This is a genomic window from Streptomyces sp. NPDC046215, from assembly GCF_040646215.1.
Lineage (GTDB): Bacteria > Actinomycetota > Actinomycetes > Streptomycetales > Streptomycetaceae > Streptomyces > Streptomyces stramineus.
Map to the genome: position 1 here is coordinate 56,817 of NZ_JBEYZW010000022.1, position 22,908 is coordinate 79,724.

A 22,908-nucleotide genomic window follows, 5' to 3' on the forward strand; every position below is an offset into this window, starting at 1 on the left:
CCACCGGCACCCCGATGGACCTCCACCCCCGGCCGCAGGCCGGCGAGGCGACCCCCTGGGCCTTCCCCGCCCCCGAGCGCGGCGAGCTGCCCAACGGCCTCACCCTGCTGCGCTGCCACCGCCCCGGCCAGCAGATCGTCGCCGTCGAGGTGAACCTCGGCGCGCCCCTGGACGCCGAGCCGGAGGGCCTCGACGGCGTCGCCACCATCATGGCGCGGGCCCTCACCGAGGGCACCGACAAGCACACCGCCGAGGAGTTCACGGCCGCGCTGGAGCGCTGCGGCGCCAGCCTGGACGCGCACGCCGACCACCCCGGCATCCGGGTCTCCCTGGAGGTCCCGGCCTCCCGGCTCCCCAAGGCGCTCGGCCTGCTCGCCGACGCCCTGCGCGCCCCCGCCTTCCCCGACAGCGAGATCGAGCGCCTCGTCCGCAACCGCCTGGACGAGATCCCGCACGAGCTGGCCAACCCCTCCCGCCGGGCCGCCATGGCCCTCTCGCGGGCGCTCTTCCCCGCCGACTCGCGGATGTCCCGGCCCCGCCAGGGCACGGAGGAGACCGTCGCCCGCATCGACGCCGCCGCCGTGCGGGCCTTCTACGCGGCCCACGTCCGGCCCGCCACCGCCACGGCCGTCGTCGTCGGCGACTTCACCGGCATCGACCTCGACGCGGCCCTCGCCGAGACGCTCGGCGCCTGGACCGGCCCGGCCGCCGAGCCCCGCCCGGTGCCGCCGATCACCGCCGACGACACCGGGCGCGTCGTCATCGTCGACCGCCCCGGCGCGGTCCAGACGCAGGTGCTCATCGGCCGGATCGGCGCCGACCGGCACGACCGCGTCTGGCCGGCCCAGGTGCTCGGTACGTACTGCCTCGGCGGCACCCTCACCTCCCGCCTCGACCGCGTCCTGCGCGAGGAGAAGGGCTACACCTACGGCGTGCGGGCCTTCGGCCAGGTGCTGCGCTCCACCGCGCAGGGCACGGGCGCGGCCATGCTCGCCATCAGCGGCTCGGTGGACACCGCCTCCACCGGCCCGGCCCTGGCCGACCTGTGGGCCGTGCTGCGCACCCTCGCGGCCGAGGGGCTGACCGACGCCGAGCGGGACAGCGCCGTGCAGAACCTCGTGGGCGTCGCCCCGCTGAAGTACGAGACGGCCGCGGCCGTCGCCGGGACGCTCGCCGACCAGGTCGAGCAGCACCTCCCCGACGACTTCCAGGCCCGGCTCTACGAGCGCCTCGCGCAGACCGGCACCGTGGAGGCCACCGCCGCCGCTGTCAACGCGTTTCCGGTGGACCGCCTGGTGACGGTCCTCGTCGGTGACGCCGCCGAGATCGAGGCGCCCGTGAAGGCGCTGGGCATCGGAGAGGTGACGGTGATCACGGGCTGAGCTGGGCGGATCCGCGTCCGGCCCGGTCCGGCCGGTCCTGACACGGCTCTGATGGGGGCTCATATCGCCCGGGAGGCACGCGAGACCGACGGGTCACGCGTGCCTCCTTTATGTCCGATTTAGTGGAGTGGTTGCACCTCTGAACTGTGGTGTACGCCACAAAACATGAGTTCTGTTTGCCGTGGGAAAGAGGCGGCGTCTAGCGTCAGGGCGGCTGTCCGTCATATTGCGCGCCGCATCCGCGGCACCGGGCAGCCATCGCCGAATCCCCGTACGGCGCGAGCCGGGGGAACCGGGGACCCACATGTCCCCTGGGGTGAATCGGTTCCCTTTCCGGAGGGAGTCGTAGGAGACCTTCCTGCTCCGAACCCGTCAGCTAACCCGGTAGGCGAGAAGGAAGGAAAGGATCAGCCGTACCTATGGCGTTCACTCGTGCCACCGGGAAGCACCGCCGTCCGAGCCGCGCCGTCCGCACCGGCGCGAACATCGCGGGCATAGCCACCCTCACGGCCACCGGTGTCGTCGCGGGCTTCGCCGCCCCGGCGCTCGCCGCGACCGACGACGCGCCCCGCACCGAGGACACCGGCCTGACCCAGGCCATCGTCATCGGCGACGACACGGCTGACCGCGTCGGCGAGCAGGCCGAGGTCCAGCGCACCAGCGCCGAGGAGACCACCGCCCGCCTCCAGGCCGAGGCCGAGGCCAAGAAGGAGGCCGCCGCGGTCAAGAAGGCCGCGGACGAGGCCAAGCGCAAGGCCGACGCCGAGCGCGCCGAGAAGGAGCGGGCCGACCGCGAGGAGCAGCGCAAGCGCCTCAACGCCTACGTCGCGCCCATCGACGGCTCCTACGTCTCGACCTCCTACAAGGCGTCCAGCGGCCTGTGGTCCTCCGGCAGCCACACCGGTGTCGACTTCCACGCCGCCGAGGGCTCCACGGTGCAGTCCGTGGGCGCCGGCACCGTCGTCGAGGCCGGCTGGGGCGGCGCGTACGGCAACAACGTCGTCATCAAGCACAACGACGGCACCTACACGCAGTACGGCCACCTCAGCTCGATCAGCGTCAGCGCCGGCCAGGCGGTCACCGCGGGCCAGCAGATCGGCATCTCCGGCTCCACGGGCAACGTCACCGGCCCGCACCTGCACTTCGAGGCCCGCACCGGCGCGACGTACGGCACCGACATCGACCCGGTCGAGTACCTGCGCTCGCACGGCGTCGGCATCTGACGGTCGCCCGACCGCCCCTGACGCGCCGTCCGCCGCGACGGGCGCGCGACACGCTTCATCGAAGGCCCCGGCCCCCGGCCGGGGCCTTTGTGTTGGCCAAAACATATCGATGGAAACACCGTGGCCATCGGAATTCGCACCCGACTGCAATAGAGTCGCTCAACAAGTGACAATAGGCCGCGTTTCGCGGAGGTCAATGCGGAGGTACACCCATGCGGGGCCGTACGTGAGCGGGGACGGCAGAGCGGTGCGGGACGGCCGCCGCATTTCGACGCACGCCGTCTGCACGGCCATCCGGGACGACATCGTCTCCGGCAGGTTCCCGCCCGGCAGCCGGCTCACCGAGGAGCTCCTCGCCCGGCAGTACGGCGTCTCCCGGGTACCGGTCCGCGAGGCCCTGCGCACCCTGGCCTCCGAAGGGTTCGTCACCACCCGCCGGCACGCGGGCGCCTGCGTGGCGGAGCCCACCGAGCGGGAGGCGGCCGACCTCCTGGACGTCCGGGCCCTGCTGGAGCCGCTGGGCGCGGCGCGGGCCGCGCAGCGGCGCACGGAGGCGCATGTAAAGGTGTTGCGCGGGCTGGTCAAGCTCGGTCAGGAGCGCGCCCGTGCCGGGCTGACGGCCGAACTGCGGCCCTTGAGCGACTGGTTCGACGAGACGCTCGCCCAGGCGTCGGGCAGTCCCAGCCTCGCCGGGCTCCTCACCCAGCTGCGGCTGAAGATCGCCTGGGTGTACGTGCCGGAGCCGCCCGCCCGGCCGGTGGAGGCGTGGGCGGCGTGCGGGGCGCTCGTCGACGCGGTGGCCCGCGGCGACGCCGACCGGGCCCGCGCGCTGGCCGCGGCCCGCGTGGACCGCACGCCGGGCGAATACCGGCTGCGCCGCCCCGCCCCGCCCCCGCCGCGAAACCCGCACCGGCCGCAGAATACGAAACACACTGTAAACACGGCGATCGCCCGCCCTTAACAACGGACCGCTATTCCGGCCCGGTTACCGCCGGAATTCCCCGGCCCCCGGGCCGGGGAATGCGGTGCGGGGGAGCGGGCGATAAACCGGCGGCGGACGGACGACGGGGCCGCGGCGGCCTCAGTCGGCTGCCGCGGCCCCGCCGCGTGTGGTCCCGGTGAATCAGACCGTCTCCGGGAGCTCCTCGAGGCCCTCGGCGACGAGCTTCGCCAGGCGGTCCAGAGCGGCCTCGGCGCCCTCGGCGTCGGTGGCGAGGACGATCTCCTCGCCGCCCTGGGCGCCCAGGCCCAGCACGGCCAGCATGGAGGCGGCGTTGACGGGGTTGCCGTCGGCCTTGGCGATCGTCATGGGCACGCCGGCGGCAGTGGCCGCACGGACGAAGATCGACGCGGGACGCGCGTGCAGGCCCTCGGCCCAGCCGACATTAACGCGGCGCTCAGCCATGGTGTTGCCCTTCAAGTCAGTATTGGTTGTCTAGACCAGTGTCTCACGGGGTCGGCGGTGCTCGGGCTGCCCCCACCTTGCCCCGCCGGGCCCGCCACCGCGAGCCGGACCGCTGTCGGTGCCCGGCCTTACGCTGGGCCCATGCAGACGCCGTCCGAGCACGCGTACCCCACCCACTGGGAAGCCGACGTCGTGCTGCGCGACGGCGGCACCGCGCAGATCCGCCCCATCACCGCCGACGACGCCCGGCGCCTGGTCAGCTTCTACGAGCAGGTCTCGGACGAGTCGAAGTACTACCGCTTCTTCGCCCCCTACCCGCGCCTGTCCGACCGGGACGTGCACCGCTTCACCCATCACGACTACGTCGACCGGGTGGGCCTCGCCGCCACCGTCGCAGGCGAGTTCATCGCCACCGTCCGCTACGACCGCATCGACGCCACCGGCATGCCGGCCTCGGCGCCGGCCGACGAGGCCGAGGTCGCCTTCCTCGTCCAGGACGCCCACCAGGGCCGGGGCGTCGCCTCCGCGCTGCTGGAGCACATCGCGGCCGTCGCCCGGGAGCGCTCGATCCGCCGCTTCGCCGCGGAGGTGCTGCCCGCCAACACCAAGATGATCAAGGTGTTCACGGACGCGGGCTACACCCAGAAGCGCAGCTTCGAGGACGGCGTGGTCCGCCTGGAGCTCGATCTGGAGCCCACCGACCGCTCCCTGGCCGTCCAGCGTGCCCGCGAGCAGCGCGCCGAGGCCCGCTCCGTGCACCGCCTCATCGCCCCCGGCTCCGTCGCCGTCATCGGCACCGGCCGTGAGCCCGGCGGCATGGGCCGCGCCGTCCTCCGCGACCTGCTGGCGGGCGGCTTCACCGGCCGGACGTACGCGGTCAACCGCGCCTTCCCCGAGGGGCCTTCGCGGCTGGAGCCCGAGGGCGTGCCCGCCCACCGGTCGGTGCTCGGCATCACCGAGCCCGTCGATCTGGCCGTCGTCGCCGTCCCCGCCGAGCAGGTGCCCTCCGTGGTCGCCGAGTGCGGCGAGCACGGGGTCCAGGGCCTGGTGGTCCTCTCCGCCGGCTACGCCGAGAGCGGCGCCGACGGCCGCGACCGCCAGCGGGAGCTGGTGCGCCAGGCCCGCTCGTACGGCATGCGCATCATCGGCCCCAACGCGTTCGGCCTGATCAACACCGCCGCGGACGTCCGGCTCAACGCCTCCCTGGCTCCCGAGCTGCCCGACGCCGGCCGGATCGGGCTGTTCAGCCAGTCCGGGGCCATCGGCATCGCCCTGCTCTCCGGGCTGCACCGGCGCGCGGCCGGGCTCGTCGGCGTCTCCACCTTCGTCTCCGCCGGCAACCGCGCCGACGTCTCCGGCAACGACTTCCTTCAGTACTGGCACGACGACCCGGACACCGACGTCGTCCTCATGTACCTGGAGTCCATCGGCAACCCCCGCAAATTCACCCGGCTGGCCAGGCGCACCTCGGCCCGCAAGCCGGTCGTCGTCGTCAAGGGCGCCCGGCACGGCGGCGCCGCCCCCACCGGGCACGCCGTCCCCACCACCCGCATCCCCGACGCCACCGTCTCCGACCTGCTGCGGCAGGCGGGCGTCATCCGCGTCGACACGGTCACGGAGCTGGCCGACACGGGGCTGCTCCTGGCCTCCCAGCCGCTGCCCGCCGGGCCGCGCGTCGCCATCCTCGGCAATTCCGAGTCGCTCGCCCTCCTCACGTACGACGCCTGCCTCACGGACGGGCTGCGCCCGCAGCCCCCCTACGACCTCACCACCGCGGCCGGGCCGGCCGACTTCCGGGCGGCCCTCGCCCTGGCCCTGGCGGACGACGAGTGCGACGCGGTCGTGGTCACCGCCATCCCCTGGGTGGGCGAGGCGTCGGCGGCGGACCTGGCGACGGCGCTCCGCGAGGCGGTGGCGGCGTCCCCGGTGGCGAAGCCGGTGACGGTCGTCCACCTGGAGATCCCGGGCCTGGCCGAGGCCCTGGCGGCGCCGCCTTGCCGGGTGGAGACCGGGCCGGAGGGGGGTGGCGCGGGCGGCGCGGACGCCGGCCTGCCGGGTCACGACGGCCAGGCCCCGCCGCCTCCCGGCGCGGTCCCGGCGGGGGTGGGCTCGCCCCTGGACGAGGGCGCGCCCGGCACGGGCACGGGCTCGCCCGGTCATGGCGCCGGGGCCCCGGCGGACCTGCCGGGCCCGGCCTCCGCCCGGCGCCCTGCCGGTGAGGCGCCGCCCCCGCCCGCGAGCGAGCCCGGCACGGGTACCGGCGCGCCCGGCCACGGCGCGGGGGCCCCGGCGGCCGGGCTCGACGAGGGCGTCGGCCTGTCCGGCCGCACCGATCAGGCTCCGCCGGCCCGGCCCTCCGGTCAGGAGAGCGGCGCCGGGGCCCCGGCGGCCCCGCCCGGCACCGGTACGCCCGGCCCCGCCGCCCCGGCCCCCGCAGACGTCCCGCCCACCCCGGAGGGGAGCGGTCCCGCCGTGCGGATACCCGCCTTCCCCGCCGCCGAGCGCGCCGTGCGGGCGCTCGCCGAGGCCGCCCGGTACGCGCGGTGGCGGCGGCAGGCCGCCGAGCCCGGGCGGGTGCCCGAGTACGAGGACATCGACGAGACGGGCGCCGCCGCCGACATCGACGTGCTGCTCGCCGCCCACGGCGCCACCGAGCCCCAGGCCACCGGGCCCCGCGCCGTCACCCTCTCCGCCGCGGACACCCAGCGGCTCCTCGCCCGGTACGGGATCGCCGTGCTGCCCGCCCTGCCCGCGCCCGACCCGGACAGCGCCGTCCGCGCGGCGCACCGCCTCGGTTTCCCCGTCGCCCTCAAGCCCACCGCCCCGCACCTGCGCCACCGCGCCGATCTCGGCGGGGTCCGCCTCGACCTCGGCGGCGAGCGGGAACTGCGCCGGGCCTACGCGGAGTTGACGGAGCTGCTCGGCAAGCCCGAGGAGACCCGGTTCGTCGTCCAGTCGATGGCGCCGCGCGGTGTCGACACCGTCGTCCGCGCCGCCATCGATCCCGCCGCCGGCGCGGTGCTCTCCTTCGGGCTGGCCGGGGCGCCCTCCCTGCTGCTGGGGGACACCGCGCACCGCCTGGTCCCCGTCACCGACCGGGACGCCGCCGAGCTGATCCGATCCATCCGGACCGCCCCGCTCCTCTTCGGCTGGCGCGGCACCGCCCCCGTGGACACCCGGGCCCTGGAAGAGCTGCTGCTGCGCGTCTCCCGCCTGGTCGACGACCACCCCGAGGTCGTCGGCGCCGACCTGGAGCCGGTGATCGTCGCGCCCCACGGTGTCCATGTGCTCGGCGCGACGATCCGCCTTGCGCCGCCGCCGGCCCGTACGGACCTCGGCCCGCGTAGCCTTCCCGCGTACTAGGGCCTGCCGGCGGTCGGGTCCTGCACCACCGCTGCGCGGCGGTGTCCTCAATCGCCGGACGGGCTGGTAGTGGCTGAGCTCAGCCACATCAGCCCGTCCGGCGATTGAGGACGCGCCCGCAGGGCGCCTGCCGCCGTCAGGCGGCGACGGCCCGCAGAGACTCCAGCCCCGCCGGGAGGGCCCCCGTGTGGACCACTCCCAGCCCCTGGGTCGGCCGGGTGAGCGCCACGTAGAGGTCGCTCGCCCCGAACTGTGCGGGCTCCGCCACGATCACGTGGTCGAACTCCAGACCCTTGGCCTGGCGGGGGTCGAGCAGCACCACCGGGGCCGTGAGGTCCGGGGCGGGGCCGGCGGAGGCGGCCGGGAGGGCGGCGGCCAGGGCCCGGTGGTGCGCGCGCGGGGCGATCACGGCGAGCCGGCCTCCGGTGCCGGAGACCCGGGCGACGGCCGCGGCCACCGCGCCGGGCAGGTCGCCGGTGCGCTGCGCCCAGGGCCGGACGCCGGTGGAGCGGACCGAGCGCGGCGGCACGAAGGAGGCGTCCCGCGCGCGGATGACCGCCGCCGCGATCTCCATGACCTCGGCCGGGGTGCGGTAGTTGACGCCCAGTCGGACGTGCTCCCAGCGGTCGCCCACGTACGGCGAGAGGGCCGTCTCCCACGAGCCGCAGCCGCCCGGTTCGGCGGTCTGCGCCGGGTCGCCGACGAGGGTCATCGAGCGGGTCGGGCAGCGGCGCATCAGCAGGCGCCACGCCATCGCGGACAGCTCCTGGGCCTCGTCCACGATGATGTGGCCGAACGCCCAGGTCCGGTCGGCGGCGGCCCGCTCGGCGGCGCTGCGGTGGTCGGCCTCCTCGTGCCGGTCCGCGAGGCGCTCCGCGTCGACGAGGTCGTGCGCGGCCAGCACCTCGGAGTCCTCGTCCTCGCGGTCCTCGAACTCCTGGGTGCGGGAGCCGTAGGAGAGGTCGAGCACGCCCTGCGCGTAGGCGATCCGCCGCTGCCGCTCCGCCTCAGCCGCGGCGCGGGCCGCCGAGTCGTCCTCGCCGAGGAGCTCGGCCGCCTCGTCGAGCAGGGGGACGTCCGCGGGCGTCCAGTCGCCGCCCGCCGGGCGGCGGATCGCCCGCGCGTCGGCGTCCGGGAGGTGGACGGGGTCGGCGAGGAAGTCGGCGACCAGCTGCTCGGGCGTGAGGGCGGGCCACAGTTCGTCGATGGCGGCGTGCACCTCGCGGCTGACGGCGACGCCCTTGCCGAGCTGGGCGAGGTCGTCGGGGCCGAGGAAGTTCGGCCCGCCGTAGGGGTCCGCGCCCAGCCGGTCCGCCAGTTGCGCGGTCAGCGCGTCGATGACGTGGAACGCGAAGAAGGGGCGGGCGAGGTTGTGCGGCAGCCCGCTCTCGCGGGCCCGGCGGCGCGCCGCCGCCGCCATGTCCGCGTCCAGCCGCAGCTCGCCGTCCTCGTGGTCGATGACGGTCACGGGGTCGGGAAGGGTCTGGCGGTCCGCCACGAAGCGCGCCAGGGCCCCGGCCATCGCGGCGCCGCCCTTGACCCGCGCGGCCTCGGCGGAGTCGGCGCCGGTCGCGGTGACCCCCGGGAACAGCTCGCCGGGCGTGGCGAGCAGGACCCCGGTCTCGCCGAGCGAGGGCAGCACCTCCCCGATATAGCCGAGGAAGGCCGGGTTGGGCCCGACGATCAGCACGGCGCGGCGGGCGAGCTGTTCCCGGTGCGCGTACAGCAGGTAGGCCGCCCGGTGCAGGGCGACGACGGTCTTGCCGGTGCCGGGGCCGCCTTCGACGACGAGGACGCCGTGGTGCGGGGCACGGATGATGCGGTCCTGTTCGGCCTGGATGGTCTGCACGATGTCGTGCATCCGGCCGGTGCGGGCCGCGTCCAGGGCGGCCAGCAGCACGGCGTCCGCGTCGGGGCCCTCGTGCCCGGTGCGCTCGGTGTCGGCGAGGTCCAGGATCTCGTCGTGCAGGGCGGTGACCCGGGCGCCCTGGGTGGTGATGTGGCGTCTGCGGCGCAGCCCCATGGGGGTGTGCCCGGTGGCGAGGTAGAAGGGCCGGGCGGCCTCCGCCCGCCAGTCGAGGACCAGCGGGGTGCGGTCGGCGTCGTCGCGGCGGATGCCGATCCGGCCGATGTGGTGGTCGCTCCCGTCGCGGAACACCAGCCGGCCGAAGCAGAGCCCGTTCTCCCCGGCGTCGAAGGCGGAGAGCAGGCCGGACTGCTCGGCCACCAGCACATCGCGCTCCATCCGCGCCTGGAAGCCGTTGCCGGCCGGCGCGAGGGCGTCCGCGAGCGCCGCCGCGGCGCCGGCCCGCAGTTCGGCGAGGCGCTCGTGGAGCAGATCGATGAATTCCTGCTCGTTTCGCCATTCCTCGTTTGACAATTCAGCTCCCACCCGGATACCATGCACTCATGAAGCTTCTTCATGCCTTGAATTAATCAGCGCATGGAAATATCCAATATACGCGGAGAATGACCCCGGCCGTCAATATGGGCCGGGGTATTTTTGTGCCCCGGGGGCCTCGCTAGGCTCGGCCCATGCTCCTGTGGATCAACGGCCCTTTCGGCGGTGGCAAGACCCAGACGGCGCACGAGATCCGGCGCCGGCTGCCCGGCAGCGTCGTCTGCGACCCCGAGCACATCGGCTTCGGCCTGCGCCGGACGCTGCCGTCGTCCCTGCGCGGGGATTTCCAGGACCTTCCCGCGTGGCGGCAGGGCGTGTACGAGGTGCTGGATCTCGCCCTCTCCCGGTACGAGGGGACGGTGATCGTGCCGATGACGGTCGTGGAGCCGGTGTATTTCCACGAGATCGTCGGGCGGCTGCGCGAGCGCGGCCACGACGTCCGGCATTTCGCACTGCTGGCCCGCCGGGAAACGGTGCTGCGGCGGCTGCGCGAACGCGGTATCGGGCACGCCGCGCGGGTCCTGTCCGGCGCGGACGCCCCGCGGCGCGGGGAGAGTTTCGCGGTGGCGAAACTCGATCTGTGCCTGGACCGGCTGCGCGGCCCGGAATTCGCCGAGCACCTGTGGACCGACCGTCTCACCGTCGCGCGGGTCGCCGACCGGATCGCGGGCTCCGCCGGGCTGACGCTCGCCCCGAACACGGACGGCGCGCTGCGGGGGCGGTTGCGCCGGGCCTGGACGGGGCTCCGGCACATCCGCTTCGACTGACCGGAACCCGCGGGCGTAATGTGGCTGGATTCCACAAGTGAAGAGGCCAAGGAGGCCCCGCCGTTACCGCGTCACCGACCACCCCTCAGGAATCCGCCGTCGTCACCCGGCTCCGGTCCGCCGGCTGCGTCTTCGCCGAGGACGAGGCCCGGATGCTCATGTCCGCGGCCCGTACCCCGGCCGACCTGGAACACATGGTCCAGCAGCGGGCCGACGGCCTGCCGCTCGAACACGTCGTCGGATGGGCGGAGTTCTGCGACCTGCGGATCGCCGTCGACCCGAAGGTCTTCGTACCCCGGCGCCGCAGCGAGTTCCTCGTGCGCCAGGCCGCCGCCCGCACCCGCCCGGGCGAGGTCGTCGTCGACCTGTGCTGCGGTTCCGGTGCCCTCGGCGCCGCGCTGGCCGCCACCGCCGACGGCGTCGAGCTGCACGCCGCCGACATCGACCCGGCCGCCGTCCGGTGCGCCCGCGGCAACCTCGCCTCCGTCGGCCGGGTCTACGAGGGCGACCTCTTCGCGCCCCTGCCCGCCGCGCTCCGCGGCCGCGTCGGCATCCTCCTGGCGAACGTCCCCTACGTCCCCACCGGAGACGTGGAACTGCTCCCCACCGAGGCCCGCGTCCACGAGGCGCGCGTGGCGCTCGACGGCGGCGCGGACGGCCTGGACATCCTGCGCCGGGTCACCGCCGAGGCCGGGCGGTGGCTGGCGCCCGGCGGCCATCTGCTGTTCGAGACCAGCGAGCGCCAGACCCAGCACGCCGTCGACACGGTCACCCGCGACGGGCTGATCGCCGGCGTCGCCACGTCCGACGAGCTGTACGCGACCGTCGTCATCGGCACCCGGCCCGCGTCCGGGTGACGGGGGCGGCCAGGCCCTGCCCGCCGGAGCGCGCCCGCGCCTTCTCCACGGACCGCACTCGTCGTCCGACCCGGTCGGGGTGAGGACACCGCCGCGCAACGGTGGTGTCCTCCACGACCCGCAGGCCGGGGCGCTAGCCCACCAGGCGTGCCGCGAGCAGCAGGCCGATGACACTGCCCGCTTCCTGGACGGCTCCGGACTCCACGGCGCGCACGGCGTCGTCGAGCGGCACCCACCGGACGGTCATCCCCGCTTCGGTGGGGTCCCGCCGGGCGGTGCCGTGGCCGAGGTCGGTGGCGAGGAACATGTGCGTCACGGCCGAGGTCCGCGAGGGCATCGGGTGGTACACCGTCAGGGGACGGAGCGTGTGCGGGTAGCGGCCCGTCTCCTCCTCGCACTCCCGGCGTGCCGCGTCCCGGGGGTCCTCCCCTTCGCCGATGCCGCCGCCGGGGAGGTGCAGCAGGCGGTTTCCCCGCGGGTAGAAGTCGTCCTCGACGAGGGCCACCCGGCCGTCCCCGTCGAGAGCGACGACCCGGGCGCCGTCCGCGAGAGTGAGGTGCTCGTACGTGCCCTCGGCCCCGTGGGGCTGGAGGACCCGGTCGCGGTGCAGGGTGAGGTGGGGGCCGCGGTGGAGGACTTCGGTGCTCAGCCGTGTCCACCCCGTGCCCGGCCTCCGGCTGTCCTCGGTGGTCTGTTCCGGCGGCCCTTCAGCGATGCGCATGCCCTGGGTAACGCCCCGGATCACCGTGCGTTGCGGGGCCGGGCCGGTGTTCAGCGCATTTTCTCCGCGGCGCTGCGGATCGCCTCGCGGATGCGGAAGTACGTGCCGCAGCGGCAGACGTTGGCGATCGCGTCGATGTCGGCGTCCGTGGGGTTCTTCGTGCGCTTCAGGAGCGCCACGGCGGCCATGATCTGGCCCGGCTGGCAGAAGCCGCACTGGGCGACGTCCTGCTCCAGCCAGGCCTCCTGGACGGGGTGCAGCCGGTCGCCGTCGGCGAGCCCCTCGATGGTGGTGACCTCGCGTCCGGCGGCCTCGGAGACCGGCACGACGCACGGCCGGACGGCCTCGCCGTCCAGGTGGCTAGTGCAGGCTTTGCAGACGTCGACGCCGCACCCGTACTTGGGGCCGCGGATGCCGAGCAGGTCGCGCAGCGCCCACAGCAGGGGCAGGTCGCCGGGGGCTTCGACGGTGACGGACCGCCCGTTGACGGTGAACGTGTGCGCGGAGGCAGGGGGCACTGCGGAGGTCACGGCGGGGGCTCCTGGGGCTGGGGGCTGGGGCTAGCGGGGGTACGGGGTGAAGTCGACGTCGAAGTTGACCGGAAACCGCCGGGGCCGGGTGCCGGTGGCACGGGCGTAGGCGTTGGCGATCGCGCCGACCGCCGCCGGGACACCGAGCTCCCCGGCTCCGCCCGGCTCGCCGGTCGCGGGCAGGATGAAGATCCGGACCTCGGGCGGGGAGTCCTTCTGGCGCGCGTAGTGGAACTGCGAGTAACTGCCCTCCAGCGGCAGCCCCTTGTCGAGGTGCAGGCCGGCCCGCAGGGTGGTGGAGACGGCGTCCGTCAGGCCGCCGAGCAGCTGCGCCTCCAGGCCGCGCGGGTTGATCGGCCGGCCCACGTCGGCGGCGATCACGGCCTTGGTGACGCGCGGGTGCTTCGGGTCGGTCGCGTCGATCTCGACCAGGCAGGCCGTGCGGGACTTGTACTCCTCGTGGAAGCCGACCCCCTGCGCGTGCCCGGGCGGCAGGCGCCGGCCCCACTCCCCCTCGTGCGCGACCTTGTCGAGGACGGCACGCTGTGCGGGGTTCCTCAGGGCCGAGCGGCGGAAGTCCACGGGGTCCTTGCCGAGTTCCGCGGCGAGCTCGTCGACGACGATCTCCTCGGCGCCGCGGGCGTTCGCCGAGTACACAGACCGCCAGGAGGCGGTGGGCATCTTCAGCGGCACCTCGGTCAGGTGCTGGGTGGTGACGCCGAAGTGGTACGGGCACTTGACAGTGGTGTGGAAGAGGATCTGGGCGAAGGTCTTGTTGCCGAGGGAGCCGGGCAGCTTCGTCACGGTGGCGGTGAGGATCTCGCCGAGGCCGTGCCGGAAGTCGGTCTCGACGGCGGCTATTCGGTGGTCGAAGGCGATCACCTGGCCCCGTGCGTGGGCGGCGCGGATCCGGTGGTGGGTGGCGGGCCGCATCCGGCCGTGCCGCATGTCGTCCACGCGGGACCACATCAGCCTGATGGGCCGCCGGCTCGCGCGCGAGACCTGGGCGGCCTCCAGGGCCGCGTCGAAGAACAGCCGTCTGCCGAAGGAGCCTCCGGCCTGCACCACGTGCACGGTGACCTTGTCCACGGGCAGCCCCAGGGCCTTGGCGATGGTCTGCTGGGCGACGATCGGCGTCTTCAGCCCGGACCAGATCTCGGCCCGGCCGGGCCGGACGTCCGCCACCGCCGAGTTGGTCTCCAGCGGCGCGTGGGAGGCGAACGCGAAGTCGAACTCGGCGTCGAGCCGCCGGGTGAGCGGCGGCAGGTCCACCAGGGGGGCGGCGGCCGCTTTCAGCCGGGCGCGGACGTCGTCGTCGGAGAGGTCGTCGACCGTGCCGGGGCCCCAGGTCACGTCGAGGGCATCCTTGGCGGCCAGGGCCTGGCCGAAGGTCTCGGCGACCACGGCGACACCGGTGGGGATGACGACGACGTCGAGGACGCCGGGCCGGGCCCGGACGGCGGCCTCGTTGGCGACCGACTTGACGGTGCCGCCCAGGGTCGGCGGCCGGCGCACCGTGCAGGGCTTGGCCCCGGGCACGTCGAGGTCGAGGGTGTACCGCTGGCGGCCGGTGACCATGGCGCGGGCGTCGATGCGGGACGTGGGGGTGCCGACGAGGGTGTGCGCGGACTCGGGCTTGGGCGTGGCGGTGAGCGCGCCGAGGTCCCGCGAGGCGGCCGCGGCCGTGAGGGAGCCGTAGGGGGCGCTGCGCCCGTCCGGTGCCACGACCGCGCCGTCCCGGGTGCGCAGGCCGCGCTCCGCGAGGCCCCACTGCCGGGCGGCGGCCCGTACCAGCCGGGCGCGGGCCGCGGCGGCGGTGTGCCGGACGGGGTCGTAGAGGGAGCGGATGGAGTTGGAGCCGCCGGTGAACTGGCCGAAGAGCAGCTCCGGCCGGGAGTCCTCCAGGTGCACGCCCACCCGGGCGAGCGGCACGTCGAGCTCCTCGGCGACCAGCATGGCCACCGCCGTCGTCAGGCCCTGCCCGACCTCTTCCCGGGGCAGCCGGAAGGTGACCGCGCCGTCCGTGCCGACGGTCAGGACGAGCATGTGGGCGGTGGGGGCCCCGGCGAGGATGAGGATGTCCCCGAGGTCGACGAGGTCGGCGACCTCGGGCAGGCTCGGTGCGGCGGCCGGTGCGGCTGCGGCCTGCGGGCCGAGGCCGGTGGCCAGGGCCAGGGTCGGGGCCGCGACCAGGTAGGTGAGGAAGCCGCGCCTGCTGTGGTCCGCCGCCATGAGAGCTCCGATTCCGCCCGGCCCGCGGTCGGCGCCGGGGCTCTCCGCAGAGGATTACAGCTGGTAGCGGCGGGGGCGCGTCATTCACGCCAGGCCGTGCCTTCCCGGGGGGCGGGGTGTCGGTCGGCCGGAACGGCTACGCCGTTCCGGCCGACCGGACGCGGTGAGCGGCACGCGCCGCGTCGCCCGCCGGGAGGGCAGGGGGCGCGGCGGCACCGGATCGGCTGAACGCCGGGGGACACGCCCCGGCGTTCGTCCGGAGGACGGGGCGGTGACGACGCCCGATGGCGGACGCCACCGCGCCGGCGGGACGGCGCGGCCGGCTCGGCGGGCGCCGCGCGCGATTCGCCCGCAGAACGGGACCGTGACAACCCCCGATCGCGGACGCCACCGCGCCGGCAGGACGACGCGGCCGGCTCGGTAGGCGCCGCGCGCCGGAGGACTAGGCCGCCGCCGTGCCCGACCGTGGATGCCACCGCGCCACCGCGCCGGACGGGACGGCGGGACGGCGCAGTCGGGTGGACTCATCGGCAGGCGCCACGCGCGATTCGCCCGCAAGGCGGGACCGTGACAACGCCCGATCGCAGATGCCACCGCGCCAACAGGACGACGCAGTCGGCTCAGCGGGCACCGCGCACCGGAGACCGGGCCGCCGCCGTGCCCGGCCGTGGATGCCACCGCGCCGCCACGCCGGGCGCGCCGACGGGACGGCGCAGTCGGGTGGACTGAACGTCGGCGGGCGCCGCGCGCCCTGCCGTTCGTCGGAGGACTGTGCCGCCGCGGCACCCGGCCGTGAACGCCCCCGCACCGGCGGAACGGCCCTGCCAGGCCGACCGCGCGGCCGGGACGGCTCAACGACGGCGAACCACGCGCACCTTGCCGGCCGCCCCGAGGACCATCCGCCGCTACGGCCGGTCATGCCCGGCCGCAGCGGAACGACGTACCGAGCCACCACCCCGCAAAGCCGCGCCCCGCCGGGGCCACGGTGAGCGCCGCACGGCCACCGGCCTACAGGATCTCGCTCGTCGTGCGGCGGTGCGTGGAGCGCCGGTCCTCGATGTCCGCCCAGCGGTCGCCGTAGACGTTCTCCCTGATCTGCGCTTCGCGCAGGAAGTCGTGCGGGAAGCCGAGCGGCACGGCGCTCACTTCGTCCAGCCGGGCGACGGCCTCGGGCGCGAGCTCGACGCCCACGGCGGCGAGGTTGTCGGCGAGCTGCTCCTCCCGCGTGGCGCCGATGATCGGGACGATGTTGCCGGGCCTGCCGCGCAGCCAGGCCAGTGCGACCTGCGCCGGGCTCCAGCCGCCCTCCCGGGCGATGTCCAGGACCGCGGTGAGCGTCGCCTCCTCCTGACCGCCCGTCCCCCCGTCACCGTCGCCCAGCCGCCCGGTACCGCCCACGCGGTACTTGCCGGTCAGCTTGCCGCCCGCGAGAGGGCTCCAGGCCAGCACCGCCTGGTCGAAGGCGCGGGCCTGCGGGAGGAGTTCGCGCTCGGGTGTCCGCTCCAGCAGGCTGTAACGCAGCTGCGAGCCGGCGAAGGAGGTCCAGCCGCGGAGGTCGGCCAGGGTGTTCGCCTGGGCGATCTCCCAGGCGGGCCAGTCGGAGACTCCGACGTAGAGCACCTTTCCGGACCGTACGAGGTCGTCGAGGGACCGCATGACCTCCTCGACGGGGGTGAAGTTGTCCCGGGCGTGCACCCACAGGACGTCGAGGCGGTCGGTGCGCAGCCGGTCCAGGCTCGCCTCCACCGACTCCACGAGCTTCCTGCGGTGGTTGCCCGCTGCGTTGACGTCGCCCTTGCGGGTCGTGCAGGCGTACTTGGAGGCCAGGACGAAGCGCTCCCGGCGGCCCTGGAGGAGCTCGCCGAGGATGGTCTCCGAGGCGCCCTCGGCGTAGATGTCGGCCGTGTCGAGGAAGTTGCCGCCCGCCTCGGCGTAGGTGGCGAGGATCCGTCCGGCGGCGTCCTTGTCCGCGCCCCAGCCGAAGGTCATGGTGCCGAGGGCCAGCTCGCTCACCCGCAGGCCGGTCCTGCCGAACAGTGTGTATCGCACGGTGTCACCTTTCGGTCATGTCGTCGCCTCGACGGTACGAGTTGGAGTGCGCTTCCGCGCAAGTCACGGGCGCGCGCCGCGTGGCGCGGGCGCGGCGGGCGCGCCGCGTGGCCGAATGCGCGCTCTGGCCGCCCGGGCCGTCGGCATGAGGAAGATTTCCGGCCGCGGTGGAACGCGGGCAGGTAGGCGAAGTTCCTGAGGAAGGACGGTCGTTGACCATGGCAAGATCGTTTCGGCGCACCGTGCGCGGCGCCCTCGTGCTGGTGCTGGCCTGCGCGGGTGCCGCGGTGGCCGCTCCGCCCGCGCCCGCGGCCGCGGCGGTCGGCTGCGGTACGGACGAAGGGGCCCGGGGCGTGGCCGGCGCGCCGTCGGGAGATGCCGTCTCCGTCTCCCGCGCCGACGGCCGCACCGATCAGTTTCAGGTGTTCCACGACCCCACGGCGACGCGGGGGCTGCCCTTCGTGTGGCACCGCGCGCAAACGGTGCCCGGCGGCCCGTACGGAGATTGGCGGCGGGTCAGCGCCGGTACCGTCGGCCCCAAGGCCGCCTTCATCACGGCGGTGGGGAACGCGCGGGGCGGGCTGGAGCTGTTCTGGCTCGACCACGGCGGGTTCTGCCACGCCGTCCAGGGCCCGGAGGGCGGCGCGTGGTCCGCGCCCGAGAGCTTCGGGATGCGTCCCGCTCCGTATCACGGCTTCCTGACGCTCTTCAAGAGGTCGAACGGGACGCTCATCGCCATGGCGTCCTCCGGCACACCGGGCCGCTCCATGGAGTCGCGCACACTGCTCGCCTCGGGCGGGGGCTGGCGGCCCGTGACGTCCATGGGCCGGGTCACCGAGGAGAACGTGGGGCTCAGTCAGCCGAGCACCGTCACCGAGCTGCCCGACCGGCGGCTGAAGGTGACCGCCCACGAGTGGAACCGTGACGACCGCTTCTGGCAGATCACCGAGGCGGCGCCCGACGACGGCAGGCCGAGCGGCCGGTGGCCGAAACACTGGCAGCTGTGCGACACGTCCCGGTGCGGCTGACCCAGTACGGCTGACCTCGGTGCGGCTGAACCCGGTCAGCGGCGCCCGGCTGCCGGCTCCTCCCACATCGCTTCTGTCCCGATCGCTTCTGTCCCGATCGCTTCTGTCCCGATCGCTTCTGTCCCGATCGCTTCCGTCCCGGTGCTGTCGAGACCGGTTCCGTCGAGCCGGTGCAGCAGCCGGGCCGCGGGCAGGCGCGGGTGGAGGTAGACGGGCTCGCGGTTGCGTTCGATGAGCGCGCGCATCGTGCGGAGCGTCTCCTTCGCCTCGTCCCGCCGTCCCACGTGGTGCTGGGCCTGGCCGAGCAGCCCCAGGTGCAGCGGCAGGCGCAACTGAGTACGTGAGGGACGGAGTTCGGCGAGCGCCGTGTGCATGCGGGCGAGGCCCTCCTCGCCGGCGCCGGAGTGGGCCAGGGCCCAGCCTTCGAGGAGTTGCAGCATCGCCTTCCAGTAGCGCAGCCCGTACTCGCCGGCGACCTTCGCGCCTTCGGCTCCGGAGGCGTGTGCCCTGGCCGCGTCGCCGTCCAGGGCGGCCAGGACGGCGTCCACGTAGAGGGCGAACGACCGGTCGGAGGGCCTGCTGTCGTAGGCGGTGAGGCGCAGCAGCTGTTCCCGGCGCGCGGTGGCCGTGGCGGTGTCGCCCAGGAGCCAGTGGGTGAAGGCGTTGTAGGAGCGGCAGGAGACCCTCGGGTCGTGCTGGAAGGTGCGGGCCAGGGCGTGGCCGTCGCCGCGGGCGAAGCGGTCGGCCATCTCCACGCCGTGTTCCAGTTCCGCGAGGGCCTCGGGGAGGCGGCCGCGCACGTGCAGGACGATGCCTTCGCCGTAGGCGGCGCCGAGCAGGGCCACGGGGTTCTGGGTGCGGTCGGCGAGGTCGCGGAGCAGGCCGGAGTACCGGCGGGAGTCGTCGTAGCGGCCGGTGACCAGATGCGCGGCGCACAGGGCCCACAGGGCGGAGGCGTTCTCGGGGGCGCCGGTGACGGCGCTCAGCGCGCGGCCCCGGGCGAGCGCGGCCTCGGCCTCGGCGTCGCCGTAGCCGCGGGTGGTGGCCAGCACCTGCCCGAGCTGGATGTGGAGGCGCTGTTCCAGGAGGGGTGCCGTGGTGTCGTCCTGGGGCAGCCGGGTGACGAGGTGGACCGCGCGGCGCAGCCACGCCTCGACCTGTTCGTAGGCCAGGCGCTGCTCGGCCTGTTCGGCGGCGCGCAGCAGGAGGGGCAGCACCCGGTCGGCGGGGAGGGCGTGGCCGGCCTGCCAGGCGTGGTGGGCGAGCTGTTCGACCTCGGCTCCCCACACCTGTCCGCGGGCGCGGGCGGTCAGTGCCTCGGCGACCCTGGCGTGGAGGCGGGTGCGCTCGTGGCGGAGGTCTTCGAGCAGGGTCTCCTGGGCCAGGGCGTGGGTGAAGTGGACCTTGCCCGGATGGTGGGGGTCCTCGCTCAGCAGGCCGGCGCGGATCGCCGTCTCCAGTGCGGCGGTGACCGGCTGCGGTGCGGCGACGCGGTGCAGCAGGTCGGTGTCGACGTCGGTGCCGATGACGGCACACAGCCGCAGCACGTCGACGGCCTGCTCGGGGAGGGTGGCGAAGCGCCGGCGGAGGGTTTCGCGGACCCCGGTCGGGACGCGGGTGAGCAGTACGTCCCGGGTGTCGGGGTCGTGCAGTTCCCGGACGTCACCGAAGAGGGAGAGCAGCTGGATGACGAAGTAGGGGTTGCCCTGGCTGCGTTCGTGGAGGGCGCCGATGACGTCCGGGCCGACGCCGGGCCCGGCCTGTGCCTCGACGAGGGCCGCGATGGCGGGCCGGGAGAGGCCGGCCAGGCGCAGGGTCTCGGTGCGCGGGGCGCTGAGGGCTTCGGCGAGCACGTGGTGGAGTGCCCCGTCGGCGTCGGTGTCGCGTGCGGTCAGGACGATGCTGAGGGGGCGGCCCTGGCGGCGGGTGCTGAGCAGGCGGAGCAGGTCCAGTGAGGCGGGGTCGGCCCAGTGGAGGTCTTCCAGCAGCAGGACCAGGGGGCGCCTGCGGTCCGCGGCGGCCATGGTGAGGAGGACTTCGCAGACCGCGTCGTGGGCGAGGAAGCGGGCCCTGGCCCAGTCGACGCCGGTTTCCTGGCCGGGGACCTGGCCGGAGAGCCGGTCGGGCATGAGGGGGGCGAGCAGGTCGCCGAAGGGGGCGGTGGCCGCGGCGAAGGCGTCGGGGCGCGCGGCCGCCAGCTGGCGCAGGACCTGGGTCCACAGCCAGTAGGGCGGGACGCCCTCGCCGGGGAAGCAGTGGCTCCAGACGATCTCCAGGTCGGTGGTGCCCAGCCGTGCGGTGAGTTCGAGCAGGAGCCGGGTCTTGCCGACGCCCGCCGGTCCGAGGACGGCGGCGAGGTGGCCGTGGTGGCCCTGGGCGCTGGTCGCGACGGCTTCCAGGCGGCCCAGTTCGTGGTCGCGACCGGCGAAGGGCGAGGGGGTGGGCGGTTCTTCCGGGGCGGGGGCGCCTTCCTCCGGGGCGGCGGCGGTGCGGGAGGTGGCGGCCTGTTCGCGGGCGGCGGGGCGGGGCGGCTCCTGCCGCAGCACGGCGGCGTGGACCCGCTGGAGCTCGGCGTCGGTGTCGACGCCGAACTCCTCGGCGAGGCGGCTGCGGGTGCGTTCGTAGACCTCCAGGGCCTCGGCCTGCCGCCCGAGGGAGGACAGGGCGCTCATCAGGTGGCCGACCATGCGTTCGCGCATGGGGTACCGGCGGACCTCGGGGGTCAGTTCGGCGGTGACGGCGGAGGTCTCGCCGAGGGCGAGCCGGGCCTCGGCCCTGGATTCCACGGCGGTCAGCCGTATTTGTTCCAGCCGCGCGTTCTCGTCGCCGAGCGACGGGCAGGAGTCGAACTCCTCGTAGGGGGAGCCGTGCCACAGCTCCAGGGCCTCGGTGAACGTCTCGCGCGCGGCGAGGGGGTCCTGCCCGTCGAGCAGCCGGCGCCCGGCGCTCACCAGGTTTTCAAAGCGGTGGGCGTCGACCTGCTCCGGGTCGATCCCCAGGACGTAACCGGGCGCCCGGTAGGAGAGGACGGAGGGCGCCTTGCCGCCCTCGGGGTCCAGCGCGCGGCGCAGGTGGGAGACGTAGGTCTGCAGGGTGGCGACGGGGTGACGGGGCGGTTCGTCGCCCCACAGCTCCTCGACGAGGAGCCCGGTGGGGACGATGCGGCCCGGCCGCAGGAGCAGCAGGGCCAGCAGGGCGCGGCGGCGCGGCGGGCCGAGCACCAGGTCGGTGCCGTCGTACCGGGCGGAGATCGGTCCCAGGACGCGCAGTCGCAACCCCGCGGCCTCCTGGGGGGTCGGCCTCGGTATCTCGGGCAAGGGCATGTCTCTCACCGTTCTCGGGGGCTGTGCGAGGGGCGGCTTGATTCCGTCCGTGACCGGACCCTTTCGCAAAGTGATCTTTACATACCGGTCGACCGGTTCCAAGCGCCGGAAGGGGCCTGGGGAAAGGGGACCGAAAGCGGAAGGAAAGTCGGCGGAAAGCAGACGGCAAGGCTTCCGGACAGGGCTGCGGAGAGTGCCGACCAGGTCACTGCAAGGAGCGCGGCGCATGCTCTGCGTGTCCCGGACGGCCGGACCCCGCTTGCCCGCGGGGCAAGGCCGTGTCTCACTCCTGGAGGCTCCGTGCAGTCCGCTCAAGCGCCCGTCTTCCTCGTCCTCAACACCCGGGGGATCCTCGACCGGCTCCCCGAGTGGTTTCCCGACGCCCGGGGCGAACTGGTCGTGGCGACCACCCGGTCGGCGCTGGCCGGCGCCCGTTTCCTCGACGTGGCCAGGCGGTTCCGGCACCTGCACATCGTCGAGGACTTCGACCACCCGGACGTGGAGGACGAGCTGGCCGGGCTCTGCGGGCGGTTCCGGGTGGAGCGGGTGCTCTCCACGGGCGAGCGGGACCTGCTGTGCGCGGCGCGGCTGCGCGAGCGGCTCGGGCTGCCCGGGCAGGACGTGGCGGGCGCGACCGCCTACCGCGACAAGTACGTGATGAAGTCCGTCCTGCGGGCGGCCGGTGTGCCCGTGGCCCCGATGCGCCGGATCTTCGGCCCGGACGAACTGGAGGGATTCATCGGCACGTTCGGGTACTCCGTCGTGGCCCGGTACCTGGAGAGCACCGGCTCGGCGACCCTGCGGGTGCCGGGCGACACGATGGGCGCCCCCGCCCGCACCACCTACCCGCCGCGGCGGGCCGAAGCGTGGGTCGAAGGGGCTTTCTACCAGGTCAACGGGTTGATGGACAGCGGCCGGATCGTGCTCGGGCAGCCCTCCCACCACCCGTACTCCGACTGGTTCTCGCTGGCCTTCGACGCCCCGAGCATGAGCGGCATGCTGCCGGCGGGGCACCCGCTGGGGGCGCGGCTGCTGGAGAGCGCCGCGGCCGTGATCGCCGCCCTGCCGGCCGTGCCGGGGCTCAGCGCCTTCAGGACCGAGTTCTTCCACACGGCGGACGACCGGCTGGTGCTGGGGGAGGCCGCCTGCCGGCCGGGCGACTCCCCCCTGGTCGACACCCACGAGGCCGCCCTGGGGGTCAATCTGCACAGGGCGACCCTCCTGGGCCAGGCCGGCCGGGGACACCTCGTCGCCCTCCCGGACCCGGCCGCCGCGCCGAGGCCCCGGCTGGGGTACGCCGGCTTCCCGCCCGCCCGCGGGGTCCTGCGCGAGTTGCCGCGCCACTGCCCGCTCCCCCGGGTGGTCAGCTACACCGCCCGCGGTGAGGTGGGCCGGGCGTACGACGGCGCGCGCAGCCTCGGGCCCCGGATCGCCGAGGTGGTGTTCACCCTCTCCGGGCCCGATGTCGGGGCGGAGCTGCGGGAGTTCGAGGAGTGGTGGGACAACAGCGTGGTGTGGGAGGAGCGGGGGACGGCCTCCCCCTGGGGGTACGCCCCGGCGCGCGGCGGTCTGCGCGCGCCCTGAGCAGCGCGGTGCCCGCCCGGGGGGCGGGCGTCAGCCGTCGCAC

14 protein-coding genes, 1 pseudogene and 1 riboswitch are annotated in these 22,908 nt (G+C 74.8%); of the genes and pseudogenes, 8 read left to right on the forward strand and 7 right to left on the reverse strand.

Annotated features, from left to right (window positions below):
• Positions 1-14: 14 nt before the first annotated feature.
• The 3 genes from ABZ951_RS12735 to ABZ951_RS12745 all read left to right on the forward strand — a co-directional run bounded on the left by ABZ951_RS12735 (position 15) and on the right by ABZ951_RS12745 (position 3,566).
• Entirely contained in the window at positions 15-1,382 is a 1,368-nt protein-coding gene (locus ABZ951_RS12735) for a pitrilysin family protein (protein WP_344096025.1), read from the forward strand.
• A 249-nt stretch (positions 1,383-1,631) separates the two neighbouring features.
• Positions 1,632-1,788, forward strand: a riboswitch (cyclic di-AMP (ydaO/yuaA leader).
• A gap of 13 nt (positions 1,789-1,801) precedes the next feature.
• Positions 1,802-2,605, forward strand: coding sequence for a M23 family metallopeptidase (locus ABZ951_RS12740; RefSeq protein ID WP_344096020.1), 804 nt, complete (start codon positions 1,802-1,804; stop codon positions 2,603-2,605).
• A gap of 226 nt (positions 2,606-2,831) precedes the next feature.
• The gene (locus tag ABZ951_RS12745; RefSeq protein WP_361279797.1) at positions 2,832-3,566 is read left to right on the forward strand and encodes a GntR family transcriptional regulator; all 735 of its coding nucleotides are present in this window, start codon (positions 2,832-2,834) and stop codon (positions 3,564-3,566) included.
• 162 nt (positions 3,567-3,728) lie between these two features.
• On the opposite strand, the gene ABZ951_RS12750 is transcribed toward ABZ951_RS12745, so the two are convergent.
• Positions 3,729-4,010, reverse strand: a complete 282-nt coding sequence (locus ABZ951_RS12750; RefSeq protein WP_344098184.1) for an HPr family phosphocarrier protein — start codon at positions 4,008-4,010, stop codon at positions 3,729-3,731.
• Between the two features lie 141 nt (positions 4,011-4,151).
• Here ABZ951_RS12750 and ABZ951_RS12755 point away from each other — a divergent pair, with 141 nt between their 5' ends.
• Positions 4,152-7,373, forward strand: coding sequence for a GNAT family N-acetyltransferase (locus ABZ951_RS12755; RefSeq protein ID WP_361279799.1), 3,222 nt, complete (start codon positions 4,152-4,154; stop codon positions 7,371-7,373).
• Between the two features lie 136 nt (positions 7,374-7,509).
• Here ABZ951_RS12755 and ABZ951_RS12760 read toward each other — a convergent pair whose 3' ends face one another.
• Complete coding sequence (locus tag ABZ951_RS12760; protein WP_344089873.1) at positions 7,510-9,753, reverse strand: DNA/RNA helicase domain-containing protein; 2,244 nt, start codon at positions 9,751-9,753, stop codon at positions 7,510-7,512.
• A 155-nt stretch (positions 9,754-9,908) separates the two neighbouring features.
• Between ABZ951_RS12760 and ABZ951_RS12765 the strand changes: the two genes are divergently transcribed.
• Positions 9,909-10,541, forward strand: a complete 633-nt coding sequence (locus ABZ951_RS12765; RefSeq protein ID WP_344089875.1) for an AAA family ATPase — start codon at positions 9,909-9,911, stop codon at positions 10,539-10,541.
• A gap of 92 nt (positions 10,542-10,633) precedes the next feature.
• Positions 10,634-11,398: pseudogene (locus ABZ951_RS12770) on the forward strand (putative protein N(5)-glutamine methyltransferase); the annotation flags it as partial.
• Positions 11,399-11,531: 133 nt separating this feature from the next.
• Here ABZ951_RS12770 and ABZ951_RS12775 read toward each other — a convergent pair.
• From ABZ951_RS12775 to ABZ951_RS12790, 4 genes are all read right to left on the reverse strand, one after another.
• Positions 11,532-12,119, reverse strand: coding sequence for an NUDIX hydrolase (locus ABZ951_RS12775; protein WP_344089877.1), 588 nt, complete (start codon positions 12,117-12,119; stop codon positions 11,532-11,534).
• Between the two features lie 50 nt (positions 12,120-12,169).
• The gene (locus ABZ951_RS12780) at positions 12,170-12,649 is read right to left on the reverse strand and encodes a (2Fe-2S)-binding protein (RefSeq protein ID WP_344089879.1); all 480 of its coding nucleotides are present in this window, start codon (positions 12,647-12,649) and stop codon (positions 12,170-12,172) included.
• Between the two features lie 30 nt (positions 12,650-12,679).
• The gene (locus tag ABZ951_RS12785) at positions 12,680-14,881 is read right to left on the reverse strand and encodes a molybdopterin cofactor-binding domain-containing protein (protein ID WP_344089882.1); all 2,202 of its coding nucleotides are present in this window, start codon (positions 14,879-14,881) and stop codon (positions 12,680-12,682) included.
• 1,008 nt (positions 14,882-15,889) lie between these two features.
• The gene (locus ABZ951_RS12790; protein WP_344089884.1) at positions 15,890-16,930 is read right to left on the reverse strand and encodes an aldo/keto reductase; all 1,041 of its coding nucleotides are present in this window, start codon (positions 16,928-16,930) and stop codon (positions 15,890-15,892) included.
• 218 nt (positions 16,931-17,148) lie between these two features.
• On the opposite strand from ABZ951_RS12790, the gene ABZ951_RS12795 reads away from it, so the two are divergent.
• Positions 17,149-17,958, forward strand: coding sequence for a hypothetical protein (locus ABZ951_RS12795; RefSeq protein ID WP_344089886.1), 810 nt, complete (start codon positions 17,149-17,151; stop codon positions 17,956-17,958).
• A 35-nt stretch (positions 17,959-17,993) separates the two neighbouring features.
• On the opposite strand, the gene ABZ951_RS12800 is transcribed toward ABZ951_RS12795, so the two are convergent.
• Positions 17,994-21,281, reverse strand: a complete 3,288-nt coding sequence (locus ABZ951_RS12800; protein ID WP_344089888.1) for a BTAD domain-containing putative transcriptional regulator — start codon at positions 21,279-21,281, stop codon at positions 17,994-17,996.
• Between the two features lie 300 nt (positions 21,282-21,581).
• Between ABZ951_RS12800 and ABZ951_RS12805 the strand changes: the two genes are divergently transcribed.
• The gene (locus ABZ951_RS12805) at positions 21,582-22,865 is read left to right on the forward strand and encodes a hypothetical protein (RefSeq protein WP_344089890.1); all 1,284 of its coding nucleotides are present in this window, start codon (positions 21,582-21,584) and stop codon (positions 22,863-22,865) included.
• The last annotated feature ends 43 nt before the right edge of the window (positions 22,866-22,908 follow it).